The sequence below is a fragment of the Streptomyces sp. NPDC021100 genome (assembly GCF_044333095.1).
Classification (GTDB): domain Bacteria; phylum Actinomycetota; class Actinomycetes; order Streptomycetales; family Streptomycetaceae; genus Streptomyces.
Genome location: NZ_JBIRQH010000008.1, coordinates 143,190 through 155,680 on the forward strand (window position 1 = coordinate 143,190; position 12,491 = coordinate 155,680).

A 12,491-nucleotide genomic window follows, 5' to 3' on the forward strand; every position below is an offset into this window, starting at 1 on the left:
GGAGGGGTGGCGGACCGCGCTGTCCGACGCCCACCAGCATAGGTCGCCACCCGGCGCGCCCGGTGGCGGCCGACAGCCCTCTTGCCCCCCGCCGGGGCCCTGCCATACTTACGTTGCCGTAGGTTACGGAACCGTAGCCAGCTCCCGACCCCCACGAGGGAATCCATGACTGCAAGCCCCGACCTGATCGAGGATGTGCCGAAGGCCCAGGAGGCCCCGCTCCCCGTCGCCACGCTGGGTGGTGACAGCAAGCGTTCGATCGAACAGATCACGCTGCTGCTGTTCATCACCGTCCCCTTCGTCGCCCTGCTCGCCGCGGTCCCCCTGGCCTGGGGGTGGGGGGTCAGCTGGCTCGATCTGGGGCTGATGACGGCGATGTACTTCATCGGCTGCCACGGCATCACCATCGGTTACCACCGTTACTTCACCCATGGCTCGTTCAAGGCCAAACGGCCGCTGCGCGTCGCCCTGGCGATCATGGGTTCGCTGGCGGTGGAGGGGCCGGTGGTGCGCTGGGTGGCGGACCACCGCAAGCACCACAAGTTCTCCGACGCCGAGGGGGACCCGCACTCCCCGTGGCGCTACGGCGAGACCGTGCCGGCCTTGATGAAGGGCCTGTGGTGGGCGCACGTCGCCTGGATGTTCGACGAGGAGCAGACACCGCAGCACAAGTACGCGCCGGACCTCATCAAGGACCCGGCGATCCGGTGGGTCTCCCGTACGTTCGTCCTGTGGACGACGATCTCCCTGCTGATCCCGCCGCTGGTCGGCGGGCTGGTGACGTGGTCCTGGCAGGGGGCGGTGACGGCGTTCTTCTGGGGTTCACTGGTCCGGGTGGCGCTGCTGCACCATGTGACCTGGTCGATCAACTCGATCTGCCACGCGGTCGGCAAGCGGCCGTTCAAGTCCCGGGACCGCTCCGGGAACGTGTGGTGGCTGGCGATCCTGTCCTGCGGCGAGTCCTGGCACAACCTGCACCACGCCGACCCGACCTCGGCGCGGCACGGGGTGCTGCGGGGCCAGCTGGACTCCAGCGCCCGCCTCATCCGCTGGTTCGAGCTGGCCGGCTGGGCGTACGACGTGCGCTGGCCGAGCGCGGGCCGCGTCGCGGCGCGGCGCAAGCCGCGGCCCGGTGAGGAGAGCGCCCGCGCGGCCGACGGCGAACAGAAGGACGCCGCTCAGGCGGCATGATGGACGGCGTGGCGATCGACAGCAAAACCTCCGGTAAGAAGGATCTGACCCCCGCGCAGGGGGCCAGACGCACCCGCCGGGTGCGGATGACCGGCGCGGAGCGCCGGGAGCAGTTGCTGGACATCGGTCGCACACTCTTCGCCGAGCGGGGGTTCGAGGGCACGTCGGTGGAGGAGATCGCGGCCAAGGCCGGGGTCTCCAAGCCGGTGGTGTACGAGCACTTCGGCGGCAAGGAGGGGCTGTACGCGGTGGTCGTCGACCGCGAGATGCGGCAGCTCCTCGACATGGTGACGGGCGCCCTCACCGCGGGCCACCCGCGCGAACTCCTGGAGCAGGCCGCGTTCGCCCTGCTCGACTACATCGAGACGTATACGGACGGCTTCCGCATCCTCGTCCGCGACTCCCCCGTCGCCCAGTCGACGGGCACCTTCGCCTCGCTGATCAGCGACATCGCCACGCAGGTGGAGGACATCCTGGGGCTGGAGTTCAAGACCCGCGGCTTCGACCAGAAGCTCGCCCCGCTGTACGCGCAGGCCCTGGTCGGCATGGTGGCCCTGACGGGCCAGTGGTGGCTCGACGTCCGCAAGCCCAAGAAGGCCGAGGTCGCGGCCCACCTGGTCAACCTCGCCTGGCACGGCCTCGACGGCCTGGAGCAGCGCCCCCGCCTGGTGGGCCACCGCAAGAGCTGAGCCGCCTCCTCCCGCGGAGTGGCGCGGGAGGGCAGCGCGGACGGGCGGTCAGGGCGCGGTGATCGCCGCGCCGATGGCGAAGCCTTTTGCCGGGCCGGAGGGGATGACGGCGTCGGTTCCGTAGGGGACACGGTGCTCGTCCTCGTAGACGGCCTTGTCGGGGTTCGGCTGCGTCAGCAGAACGACGGCGCCGTCGCCGTCGAAGTCGTCGATGAGGATGTAGAGCGGGATCTCGGCCCGGGCGTACTCGCGGCGCTTGCGGACACGGTCGCGCTCCAGATTCCGCCGCCCTGGTGATACGACCTCGACAGCGGCTTCGACAGTGGCTACGGCGACGCCCAGCTCCGTCGGGCCCAAGTCCTCCACTGCATCAGCCGACGCGATGAAAAGATCGGGGATCCAGACCTTGCCCTGATGAATGAGGTTGAGGTCGTGGTGAACCGCGTGCTCACCGCCTTCCAGGTGGCTCTCAAGGCGGCGTCGGAGACGGTTGATCAGAACGCCGTGACGGACACGGCCGGTGGGCGACACCTCGATGGACCCCTCGATGATCTCAGCGCGGTAGCCCTCGGGGAGATCCATGGCCTTCCACGTCTCCCACAGAAACGTGTCCAGATCGGCCACCGGTTCGTCATCCGCCACCGGGATCACCTCGTGCGCGAGTGCGGTCATCGTGAAGCACCTCCTCCTTCAGTCTGGGCGCGGGTTCCATTGCGGCACAAGCGACGCCACGGACGCTACGAGCTCCCGAACGACCCGCACGGCCGGTCCATGCGTTCTTCACGCGAAAGGGTGATCACACGATCACCTCTCACCCCCCGGTTTCCGCGCCACCACGAAGATCCGCCGGAACGGGAAGACCGTCCCGTGCGGGCCCGGCGGGTACGCTTCGCGGAGGAGGGCCGCGTACTCGGCGAGGAACTCCTCCCGCTCCTCGGGGGTGTCGGCGAGGGCGGTGAGGACGGGGCGGAGGCCGGTGCCCTTGAGCCAGTCGAGGACGGGGTCGGGGCCGGGGAGCAGGTGGGTGTAGGTGGTCTCCCAGGCGTCGACGGTGAGGCCCAGGTCGGTGAGCACGGTGAGGTAGGCGGCCGGGTCGAGGACGTGGACGGGGCCTCGGGCGGCGCCGGCGAGGCGGCCGCGCCAGCGTGGGGTGTCGCAGAGGCGGCGCATCAGGGTGTGCGAGGGCGCGTTCTGGTTTCCGGGCACCTGGAAGGCGAGGGCGCCTCCGGGGGTGAGCGCCCCGGCCCAGGCGGGGAAGGACGCGGGGTGGTCCGGCACCCACTGGAGCAGGGCGTTCGCGATGATCAGGTCGAGCGGGCCGTCGGGGGTCCAGTGGGCCGCGTCGGCGGCGGCGAAGGAGATCCGGCCGCCGCCGCTGGTGGGACCGGCGTGCGCGGCGGCCGCGCGGAGCATCTCGGGGGAGTTGTCGAGCCCGGTGATCAGGGCGTCCGGCCAGCGGTCGGCGAGCAGCGCGGTGGCGTTGCCGGGGCCGCAGCCGAGGTCGGTGATCCGGGCCGGGCCGGGGCCGGGCGGGTCGGGGACGCGGGCCAGCAGATCGTGGAAGGGGCGGGTGCGGGGGCCCGAGTGGCGGAGGTACTGCCGTGGGTCCCAGGTCGGGGTGTGGGGCATGAGGGCCTCCTGGGGGTGAGGAGGGTGGAGGACTCTGCTGCGTCCAGCATCCTTCCGCCGGTATCTTGATGTCAAGAGACTTCATGTCGACAGACCCACTACACTGATCTCATGGAGGACGAGGTCGATCGGCTGGTCGCAGCGTGGCGCCGGGAGCGCCCGGACCTCGACGTGGAGCCGCTGGAGGTCCTGAGCCGGGTCAGCAGGCTCGCCCGGCACCTCGACCGGGCGCGGCGCATCGCCTTTACCGAGCACCAGTTGGAACCCTGGGAGTTCGACGTCCTGACGTCGCTGCGGCGCGCGGGCGCGCCGTACCAGTTGTCCCCCGGGCAGTTGCTGACCCAGACGCTGGTCACCTCGGGCACCATGACCAACCGCATCGACCGGCTGGCCAAGAAGGGCCTGGTCCGGCGGGAGCCCGACCCCAACGACCGGCGCGGCGTCCTGGTGCGGCTGACGGAGGAGGGGCGGGACCGCGCGGACGAGGCGCTCGCCGGGCTGCTCGCCCAGGAGCGGGCGATCCTGGCCGAGCTCTCCACCGCGCAGCGCGTGGAACTTGCGGCCCTGCTACGCCAGTTGACCGCCCCGTTCGACAACGTCCCCGGCTAGGTCGACCGGGCCGACCCCGGCCCGGCGGGCCAGCGCGACGGCGGCGAGCGTGGAGTGCACGCCCAGCTTGCCCAGGACGTTCTGCATGTGCGTCCGCACCGTGTGCGGGGAGAGGAAGAGCCGTTCGGCCACGGCCTTCCGGCCGAGCCCGGCCACCATGCAGCGCAGCACCTCCCGCTCGCGCGGGGTCAGGGACTCCACCAGGCGCTCGCTCTCCGTGCGGTGCTTGCGCGCGGCCGTCAGCTCCCGCAGGACGCCCGTCAGCAGGGCGGGCGGCAGATGCGTCTCATCCCGCAGCACACCTCGTATCACCGCGAGCAGGCGGGAGAGCGAACAGTCCTTCGCCACCCAGCCGCCGGCCCCGGCCTGGAGCGCCGCCGCCGCCCGGCGCGGGTCGTCCCGCTCCGCGAGCACCACCGTGCGCACCCCCGGATGCCCGGAGCGCACCCCGGCCACCAGGGAAATCCCGTCCACCACACCCTCGGGCTGACCCGTCGGCGGCCGCCCCGGAGGCCGGCGCTGCTCCGGGACCCGGGCCGCTTCCACGGCCGACGCGCCCAGATCGGCGTCGATCAACAGGACGTCGTAACGCCGCCCTTCCGCCGCCGCGCGCTCCAGAGCGCGCAGCGCCGCCGGCCCACTGCCGGCCGCCGAGACGTCCACGTCCTGCTCGGCCGCGAGGGCGGCGGCGAGCGACTCGGCGAAGATACGGTGGTCGTCGACCACCAATACCCGAATACGTGCCACAACCACCCCCAAATCCGGGGAGGCGTGCAGTGCGGGTACGGCGCCCGGTACGGAGCCGTCGCACGCGCACGGCCGCCGCCGTGCCCTGACAACTACCCCACCCCGGGCGACGTACCTGCCTGTCTCGCCCCCTGATCGGCGTCGGCCCCCACCGACGCTGTGCTCAGCGTACGGCCGGGGTCCGACAACGGAAGCCGATTCGCAAAACTGCTTGACCCAGATGTTTATCGTGAGCTTTATGTTCAGTATTGAGGTAGTGAACGACGCGGAACGACGCGATGTGGTCGAGCAGCGCCTCACCGAGACCAACTCCGAACGGTCCGCCGTACTGCGCTCCTTGCGCGGCACCCCCGCCGATGACAGCGTCCCCCTCGAGGTCTACGCCATGGGCGTGGACGGAGAGTTGGCGGGTGGCCTCACCGGACACGTCCAGTACCGGTGGCTGCACGTCGGCCTCCTCTGGGTCGACGCACGGCACCGCGGCACGGGACTCGGCGGGCGGCTCGTGACCGCTGCCGAGGAGAGCGCCCGCCGGCGGCACGGCTGCGTCGGCAGCCGCGTGGAGACCTGGGACTTCCAGGCCCCGGACTTCTACCGCAAGCAGGGCTACCGGGTGGTGGCCACGGTGGAGGACTACCCGCCGGGCGTCACCGAGTACACATTGATCAAGTCCCTTGCCACGGACGGGTGATCGGGCCGCCCCGGTCAGGCGTCTCCCGTCAGGCGTCCCGGTCGTGCGCCCCGGTCAGGCATCCCGGTCAGGCGTCCCGCCGCGCCCCCTCCCCCGCCGTCACCGCGAAGACGGCCGGCGCCCCGAACCCGGCGGACGCGAAGGCCGCCGTGACGGCCCGGGCCACCGCCTCCGCCCGCTCCTCCGCCACCAGCGCGACGGCCGACCCGCCGAAGCCCCCGCCGGTCATCCGGGCGCCCAGCGCGCCCGCCGCACAGGCGGTGTCGACCGCCAGGTCCAGCTCCGGGCAGGAGACGGCGAAGTCGTCGCGGAGCGAGGCGTGCCCGGCCGTGAGCAGCGGCCCGGCCGCCCGGAGATCCCCGGCCGCCAGCAGCGCGGCCACCCGCGCCACGCGCTCGTTCTCCGTGACGACGTGCCGGACCACCGGCCGCAGCTCGGCGGACAAGGCGCCCAGTACGTCCGGGAGTTGCGCGGGTGCGACGTCCCGCAGGGCGCGTACGCCGAGCGCCCGCGCGCCCGCCTCGCACGCGGCGCGGCGCGCCGCGTAGGCGCCGTCCGCGAGCGCGTGCCGGACGCCGACGTCGACGACGAGCAGCCGCAGCCCGTGCGCGGCCGGATCGAACGGCAGGTGGCGGACGGTGAGATCGCGGGTGTCGAGGTGGAGCGCGTGCCCGGCGCGGCAGCGGGCCGCGGCGGTCTGGTCCATGATCCCGCAGGGGACGCCGACGAAGGCGTGCTCCGCGTGGCGCGCCAGCCGGGCCAGTTCGGCCGGTTCCGGCACGAGGCCGTGGACGCCGGTGACGGCCAGCGCCGTCGCGACCTCCAGGGCGGCGGACGAGGAGAGGCCGGCCCCCTGCGGCACGTCGCTCTCCACGTGCAGGTCCGCCCCGCCCACGGCCAGACCCGCCGTGCGCAGCGCCCAGACGACGCCCGCCGGGTAGGCGGCCCAGCCCCGGACCCGCCCCGGGACGAGCGCGGCCGGCTCCAGCGTCACCACCCCGCCGTCGGCCCGCGCGGAGTGCAGCCGCAGCAGCCCGTCCGGCCGCGCGGCGGCGGCCACCCGGGTGCGCCGGGACAGGGCCGCCGGCAGCACCAGGCCGTCGTTGTAGTCGGTGTGCTCGCCGATGAGGTTGACGCGGCCGGGCGCCGACCAGACGCCGTCCGGCGCGCGGCCGTAGACCGCCCGGAACCCCGCCGTGGGGTTCACCGCGGCTCCGCGCGGCGGGCGAACTCCCAGGCGTCCGCGATGATCCCGGCCAGCTCGGGCCGTCGCGGCTTCCAGCCGAGCACCTCGCGGGCGCGCTCGGCGGACGCGACCAGGACGGCGGGGTCGCCGGGGCGGCGGGGGCCCGTACGGCACGGGAGCGGCCGGCCGGTGACCTCGCGGGCGGTCTCGACGACCTGGCGGACGGAGAAGCCGTTGCCGTTGCCGAGGTTGCAGATCAGGTGCTCGCCGGGGCGGGCGGCGTCCAGGGCCAGCAGGTGCGCCTCGGCCAGGTCGCTCACGTGCAGGTAGTCGCGGACGCAGGTGCCGTCCGGGGTGGGGTAGTCGTCCCCGTGCACCGTGATCTCCGCACGCGCGCCGAGGGCCGCCTGGAGGACGAGCGGGATCAGATGCGTCTCGGGGGCGTGCCGCTCGCCGTACCGGCCGTGCGCACCCGCGACGTTGAAGTAGCGCAGCGATACGGCGGCGAGGCCGTGCGCCGCGCACTCCCCGGCGATCATGTGGTCGACGGCGAGCTTCGAGGCACCGTAGGGGTTGGTGGGGGCGGTGGTGTCCGTCTCGGTCAGCGGGACGGGGTCCCGCGGGTCGCCGTAGGTGGCGGCGGTGGAGGAGAAGACGAGGGTGCGGACGTCCGCCTCCCGCATGGCGTCGAGCAGGTCGAGGCTGCCGCCGACGTTGTTGCGCCAGTACTTCTCGGGGGCCGCGACGGACTCCCCGACCTGGGAGCAGGCGGCGAAGTGCAGGACGGCGTCGTACGAGCCGTCCAGCCAGCGCGCGGCGTCCTGCACACGCCCTTCGATGAAGCGCGCGCCCTGCGGGACGGCGTCGCGGTGGCCGGTGGACAGGTCGTCGAGCACGGTCACGCGGTGCCCGGCGGCCAGCAGATGGGCCGCGACGACGCTGCCGATATAGCCGGCGCCCCCCGTGACCAGGCACGTGCGCGTGGTGATGCTCATGGGAATGCCGCCTCTCGCAGTCGCTCCGCCGCGGTCTCCGGCGGCACGTCGTTGATGAACACGTTCATGCCGGACTCGGAACCCGCGAGGAATTTGAGCTTGCCGGGAGCCCGGCGGATGGTGAAGAGCTCGGCGTGGAGCGCGAATTCACTCCTGAGGGGGTGGCGCACGGGCGCCTGGTGCCAGCCGGAGATATACGGGGTGGGCGGCGCGTCCGGCCCGAACAGGCGGTCGAAGCGGCGCAGCAGCTCCCGGTGGACGCCCGGCAGCTCGGCCCGGGCGGCCGGGCCGAGGGCGGGCAGGTCGGGCACCCGGCGCCGCGGGTACAGGTGCACCTCGTACGGCCAGCGGGCGGCGTACGGGACGAACGCCGTCCAGTGCTCCCCGGCGAGGACGACGCGGCGCCCGTCGGCCTCCTCGCGGGCCACGACGTCGTCGTAGAGGTTCCGGCCGCCCGTGCGCTCGCGGTGCGCGGCGAGGGAGGCGAGGGCGCGCTCGGTGCGCGGGGTGACGAAGGGGTACGCGTAGATCTGGCCGTGCGGGTGGGCGAGGGTGACGCCTATCTCCGCGCCGCGGTTCTCAAAGCAGTAGACCTGGGCGGTGCCGGGGCGGGCGGACAGCTCGGCCGTGCGGTCGGTCCAGGCGTCGAGGACGAGGGCGGCGCGTTCGTCGTCCAGCGCGGCGGCCGAGCCGTGGTGGTCGGCGGTGAAGCAGACCACCTCGCAGCGGCCGGCCGCGGGCCCGGCGAGGGCCGGGAAGCGGTTCTCGAAGACCACGACCTCGTAGTCGGCGTCGGGGATCTCGGTGGGCCGGCCGGGCCGGGAGGGGCAGAGCGGGCAGGCGTCGGGCGGCGGGTGGTGGGTGCGGCCCTGGCGGTGGGCGGCGATGACGACGGTGTCGCCGAGCAGTGGATCGGCGCGCAGGTCGCTCGCGCGGGTCTCGGCGGGGAAGGGCGGCTCCGTGCCATCCCCGGGCCCGCGCCGGCCGGCCGGTTCGGGGGCACGTGACCGAGCGGTGGCCGCCGCTTCGGGATCCGGTCGTACGCCGTCGGCCCGGTGGGAGGCAGCCGGCGCGGCACCGTCCGGAGCGGGACCGGGCGGGTGCGGCTCCGGCGGACCACCGAACCAGGCACCGCCCGGAGCGTCGCCGGCCCGGGCCGCCGCCTCGCCACCGGGCCTCGGGTCGCTCGGCGCGTCCCCCTCTGGACCCCGACCACCCGGACCGGGGCCCCGCCGGTCCACTGCGTCGCGGACCGTGCCGTCCCGCGCGTCGTAATAGAACAGCTCGCGGCCGTCGGCGAGCCGGGTGGCCGTTCTCTTCATGTCCGCACTCTGCCCGCTCGTACCGTCCGGCACACCGGTCCCGCCGGCCACGGCCGGTCCGGCGGCCCGCCGTGCCACGGACGCGGGTCGGGCTCCCGCCCGTACCGCCTTGGCACCACCGGCCGCCCCCGGCCCGGCGTCCGCCAGGACACGGCGAGCGGACTCCCGCCCGTACCGCCGCGCCCCTACGGGCCCTGGCGTCCCACCGCGCCCCGGGCGACGGCCGGGGCGGACGTCCGGCCGCCGGCCGCGCGGTCGAGGAGGCCCGTGCGGGCCGCCAGGGCGGCGGCCTCCAGCCGGGAGCCCACGCCGAGCTTCATCAGCACGCGCTGCACATGCGTCCGAGCGGTGCTGGGCGCTATGCCCATCCCGGCCGCGATCAGCCGGGTGTCCTCGCCCTCGGCCACCCGGACCAGCACCTCGACCTCGCGCGGGGTCAGCAGCTGGAGCAGCCGGGCGCCCTCGTCGTCGGGCTGGGCGGCCGGGTTGAGCAGTTCGGCGAAGGCGCCCTGGAGGAGCTGGGGCTCCACCGCGGCCTCGCCGGCGCGGGCCTTCATCATGGCGCGCTCGACGCCCTCGATGCGCTCGTTGTGCCGTACGTAGCCGGAGGCGCCGGCGGCGAAGGCGGCGGCGATGCCGAGCGGGCTGGGCACCGGGCCGAGCACCACGACGGCGACCTGCGGGCGCTCGCGTTTGATCCGGACCACGGGGTCGAAGGCCCCGGGCTCCGCCGGGGCGGCGGTCCCGAGCAGGCACACCTCGGGTGCCCGGCTCACCACCAGATCGGCCGCTCCCGCGCTCGGCGCCGCCGCGGCCAGCACCCGGTGCCCCCGCAGCTTCAGCGCCGAGGCGAGCGCCTCGGCCAGCAGCCGGTGGTCGTCGACCACCATGAGCCGCACGCCCATGCGCTGCCCCCCTGTCGCCCGCGTACGTCTCTCGTCGCCCTCTGCCCCCGGAAGCTACACGCTTGTTCGACGTTCCGCGCCCCCTACTCGTGAGAAGTCCCCCGGAATGCCGAAATCCCTGTCAATCACGTGTACTTCGCGTCTGAAACGGATCGTTCAGGCATGTACGCGTGATGGACAGGGATATGGCGTGGAGTGCTCGCTAAGTGATCAACTCCCGTAGCGGAAGTGACCGTTCACACGATCGCCTGAACGACCGTGCACGTGACCGTTCTGCGGCGGGCCCCAGCCTCTCACTCGGCCCCCCAGATCATGGCGACGTACTCCTTGCCGCCCGCGAACGGGCTCGGCTTGTGCAGGTACTTGCGGCCCAGGTAGAGCCGGCCCTGCGCCCAGATCGCCTGCTCGAAGAGGGGCGAGATCTGATTCTCGGTCTGCTGGGTGGCGACCGGGTTCTTCAGCAGCACCCTGGTGGCGAAGGTCTGCGGGTCGATGCTCACCACCGTGCCGCCATTGCGCCAGCCCGCCGTCTGGTAGCCGATGACCGCGCCGTCCTTCTCCACGCCCAGCGGCACCAGCGTGGAGCTCACGCGGCCGTCGACCTTGCCCTTCGTCTGCCCGCTGGCCAGGTCGAACGCGACGATCTCGTTGATACGGCCGACCTCGCCCGACTTGCCGGTCTGGTGGTCGTCGGTGGGCAGGTAGAGCTTGTCCTTGTCGACGGCCAGCTTGTAGCAGGACTCGACGCCGCTCGACTGGCAGCGCGGCTGGTACTTGCCGTTCTCCGTGGAGATCTTGCTGCGCAGCTTGCCCTCGGAACCGCTGTCGTCGATGGCCATGAAGTCCGAGACGCCGGTGCCGCTGTGATCGCCCACCTTGACGCCGATGACCAGCGGGTCGGTCGACACCACGTGCGCGTCGTCGACGCCGTTCGGCAGGTTGAAGGTGGACTTGGTCTTACCGGACGCCGGGTCGAGCGTCTGGATCTTCATCTGCGGGCGCTCGTAGTCGCCGCAGCGCCGGACCGCCACGAGCTTGCCGCCGCCGCCGTAGCCGTCGTCCTTGCAGAGGTCCTCCGGCTTGGGCTTCCACAGCTCCTTGCCGTCCATCGTCCAGGCGGCGCCGCCCTGGAGGCTGCCCGCCGCGATGGTCCCGCCGCCGACGGTGACGTCCTGGAACGCGACCGTTCGGTCACCGATCTTGACCGACTTCTGCCACAGCTTCTTCCCGTTGTTCAGGTCCAGGGCCACGACCTGATTGCACGGGCCGCCGTAGGGCTTGGTGGAGGACGGCGGCTCCTCCTCGACGACCACGGCCGTCTTGCCGTCCTCGGTGACGTGCTTCGGTGCCGAGCAGATGTCGCCGGGCAGCGGGATCTCCCACTGCTTGCCGCCGGACAGGCCGTAGCCGACGACCTTGTCGAGGTCGCTCTTGGCGAAGACCTTGTCGGTGACCCACATGCCGGCCGCCGACCGGCTGTCGTCGACCATCGGCTGGTCGGCGCCGAAGAGGAGCTTGCCGTCCTTCGGCTTCTGGTCCTCGGACCCGCCCTTGCCGCCGGTCTCCTTGCCCTGCCCCTGCTTCCCGCCCTTGTCGGCGGAGTTGGTGTGCTTGTCGTCCTTGTCGTCACCGCCCTGGGTGGCGTACCAGACGCCACCGCCGACGGCGAGCACCAGCGCGGTCACGGCGCTGACGATGACCGTCATCCGCTTCTTGGAGCCGCCGCCGGACGGCGCGGGCGGCGGCGGGTAACCACCGCCCCCGTACTGCGGGAACGGCTGGACGGGCGTGGGGGCGCCCGGCCCGGCCGGGCCCGGGTAGCCGTAACCGCCCGCCGGGAACGGCGGGGTGTGCGGCGCCCCCGGCGGGGGCGGCGGCTGGGGAGCGCCCGGCGGCGGAGCGAGCGGCGCGCCGGGGGGCGCGGGCGGAGCCTGGGGGGCACCCGGCGGCGGTGGGGGCGCCTGCGGGTAGCCGTACGCGGGCTGGGCCTGCGGCGGCGCGGCCGGCGGCTGGTCCTGCGGCCGCGGCGGCATGGCCGGCGGGGCACCGAACCCGGGCGCGGTGCCCTGCGGGGCGCCGAAGCCCGGCGCCGCGGGCGCCGGCACACCGGGTGCGAAGACCGTGGGCGTGGGCCCGGGACGGTCCTGGGGCGCCGCGGCCGTCGGGGTGGGGTCCTGGGGCGCGCCGAAGCCTCCGGCCGGCTGCTCCGGGGGCACCCCCTGCGGTGGCTGAGGCGGCTTGGGCGGCTGTGACATCGGCTTTCCTCTTTACGCGCGGGAAGCCGCGGCCCGACCGGCCTCCCCCGCGATCCCGGTGGCGGGCGGCCATCGGGAAGGAGCGCATCGGGTGCGGATCCCGCCAGTGAGCGGCAGGCGAGCGGGGGTTCTTTGTATCACTCTGCGCCGCCGGGGCAGGGAGGGCCGCCTGAGGTGCGGAGCCACCGATACCGGGCTGTGACGAGACCGTTGTGGCTTCGATGGAGGACGTGTGTGGCGTCGGCGGAGGGCGGGCGCCGCCTCGCGCCCGC

The 12,491-nt window shown here is 73.6% G+C and carries 12 protein-coding genes; 4 read left to right on the forward strand and 8 right to left on the reverse strand.

Annotated elements, in window-relative coordinates; all coding sequences use genetic code 11:
- Window positions 1–165: 165 nt before the first annotated feature.
- Both ACH4PU_RS17480 and ACH4PU_RS17485 read left to right on the forward strand, forming a co-directional pair.
- Entirely contained in the window at window positions 166–1,191 is a 1,026-nt protein-coding gene (locus tag ACH4PU_RS17480) for an acyl-CoA desaturase (RefSeq protein WP_398272400.1), read from the forward strand.
- Window positions 1,188–1,880, forward strand: a complete 693-nt coding sequence (locus tag ACH4PU_RS17485; RefSeq protein WP_185942660.1) for a TetR/AcrR family transcriptional regulator — start codon at window positions 1,188–1,190, stop codon at window positions 1,878–1,880. The genes ACH4PU_RS17480 and ACH4PU_RS17485 overlap by 4 nt, the downstream gene beginning before the upstream one ends.
- Window positions 1,881–1,928: 48 nt before the next feature.
- Here the strand turns inward: ACH4PU_RS17485 and ACH4PU_RS17490 are convergent, their stop codons facing one another.
- Window positions 1,929–2,552 (reverse strand): Uma2 family endonuclease, encoded by a 624-nt coding sequence (locus ACH4PU_RS17490; protein ID WP_398272403.1) that lies wholly within the window; start codon window positions 2,550–2,552, stop codon window positions 1,929–1,931.
- Between the two features lie 132 nt (window positions 2,553–2,684).
- Window positions 2,685–3,509, reverse strand: a complete 825-nt coding sequence (locus tag ACH4PU_RS17495; RefSeq protein ID WP_398272405.1) for a trans-aconitate 2-methyltransferase — start codon at window positions 3,507–3,509, stop codon at window positions 2,685–2,687.
- Window positions 3,510–3,620: 111 nt separating this feature from the next.
- Here ACH4PU_RS17495 and ACH4PU_RS17500 point away from each other — a divergent pair, with 111 nt between their 5' ends.
- Window positions 3,621–4,118: a MarR family winged helix-turn-helix transcriptional regulator gene (locus ACH4PU_RS17500; protein WP_185942657.1), complete on the forward strand. Its 498-nt coding sequence runs from the start codon at window positions 3,621–3,623 to the stop codon at window positions 4,116–4,118.
- Here ACH4PU_RS17500 and ACH4PU_RS17505 read toward each other — a convergent pair.
- Entirely contained in the window at window positions 4,077–4,865 is a 789-nt protein-coding gene (locus ACH4PU_RS17505) for a response regulator transcription factor (protein ID WP_224347122.1), read from the reverse strand. The genes ACH4PU_RS17500 and ACH4PU_RS17505 overlap by 42 nt on opposite strands.
- Before the next feature lie 238 nt (window positions 4,866–5,103).
- Here ACH4PU_RS17505 and ACH4PU_RS17510 point away from each other — a divergent pair, with 238 nt between their 5' ends.
- Window positions 5,104–5,556, forward strand: a complete 453-nt coding sequence (locus ACH4PU_RS17510) for a GNAT family N-acetyltransferase (protein ID WP_398272409.1) — start codon at window positions 5,104–5,106, stop codon at window positions 5,554–5,556.
- Between the two features lie 67 nt (window positions 5,557–5,623).
- On the opposite strand, the gene galK is transcribed toward ACH4PU_RS17510, so the two are convergent.
- The 5 genes from galK to ACH4PU_RS17535 form a co-directional block, all read right to left on the reverse strand.
- Complete coding sequence (gene galK, locus ACH4PU_RS17515) at window positions 5,624–6,763, reverse strand: galactokinase (RefSeq protein ID WP_398272411.1); 1,140 nt, start codon at window positions 6,761–6,763, stop codon at window positions 5,624–5,626.
- Window positions 6,760–7,737 (reverse strand): UDP-glucose 4-epimerase GalE, encoded by a 978-nt coding sequence (gene galE / locus ACH4PU_RS17520; protein WP_398272414.1) that lies wholly within the window; start codon window positions 7,735–7,737, stop codon window positions 6,760–6,762. Before galE ends, galK begins: the two co-directional genes overlap by 4 nt.
- Window positions 7,734–9,059: a galactose-1-phosphate uridylyltransferase gene (galT, locus tag ACH4PU_RS17525; protein WP_398272416.1), complete on the reverse strand. Its 1,326-nt coding sequence runs from the start codon at window positions 9,057–9,059 to the stop codon at window positions 7,734–7,736. Before galT ends, galE begins: the two co-directional genes overlap by 4 nt.
- A 185-nt stretch (window positions 9,060–9,244) precedes the next feature.
- Window positions 9,245–9,964 carry a response regulator transcription factor gene (locus ACH4PU_RS17530; protein ID WP_398272418.1) on the reverse strand — a complete coding sequence of 240 codons (720 nt, stop codon included), beginning with the start codon at window positions 9,962–9,964 and terminating at the stop codon, window positions 9,245–9,247.
- Window positions 9,965–10,257: 293 nt separating this feature from the next.
- Window positions 10,258–12,219 carry a PQQ-binding-like beta-propeller repeat protein gene (locus ACH4PU_RS17535; RefSeq protein ID WP_398272420.1) on the reverse strand — a complete coding sequence of 654 codons (1,962 nt, stop codon included), beginning with the start codon at window positions 12,217–12,219 and terminating at the stop codon, window positions 10,258–10,260.
- Between the last annotated feature and the right edge of the window lie 272 nt (window positions 12,220–12,491).

Bases quoted from the DNA above. Each gene is read 5' to 3' on its own strand.
- ACH4PU_RS17495 (WP_398272405.1), bottom strand. From the start codon at position 3,509: ATGCCCCACACCCCGACCTGGGACCCACGGCAGTACCTCCGCCACTCG.
- ACH4PU_RS17480 (WP_398272400.1), top strand. From the start codon at position 166: ATGACTGCAAGCCCCGACCTGATCGAGGATGTGCCGAAGGCCCAGGAG.
- galE (WP_398272414.1), bottom strand. From the start codon at position 7,737: ATGAGCATCACCACGCGCACGTGCCTGGTCACGGGGGGCGCCGGCTAT.
- galT (WP_398272416.1), bottom strand. From the start codon at position 9,059: ATGAAGAGAACGGCCACCCGGCTCGCCGACGGCCGCGAGCTGTTCTAT.
- ACH4PU_RS17530 (WP_398272418.1), bottom strand. From the start codon at position 9,964: ATGGGCGTGCGGCTCATGGTGGTCGACGACCACCGGCTGCTGGCCGAG.
- ACH4PU_RS17490 (WP_398272403.1), bottom strand. From the start codon at position 2,552: ATGACCGCACTCGCGCACGAGGTGATCCCGGTGGCGGATGACGAACCG.
- ACH4PU_RS17510 (WP_398272409.1), top strand. From the start codon at position 5,104: ATGTTCAGTATTGAGGTAGTGAACGACGCGGAACGACGCGATGTGGTC.
- ACH4PU_RS17485 (WP_185942660.1), top strand. From the start codon at position 1,188: ATGATGGACGGCGTGGCGATCGACAGCAAAACCTCCGGTAAGAAGGAT.
- ACH4PU_RS17500 (WP_185942657.1), top strand. From the start codon at position 3,621: ATGGAGGACGAGGTCGATCGGCTGGTCGCAGCGTGGCGCCGGGAGCGC.
- ACH4PU_RS17535 (WP_398272420.1), bottom strand. From the start codon at position 12,219: ATGTCACAGCCGCCCAAGCCGCCTCAGCCACCGCAGGGGGTGCCCCCG.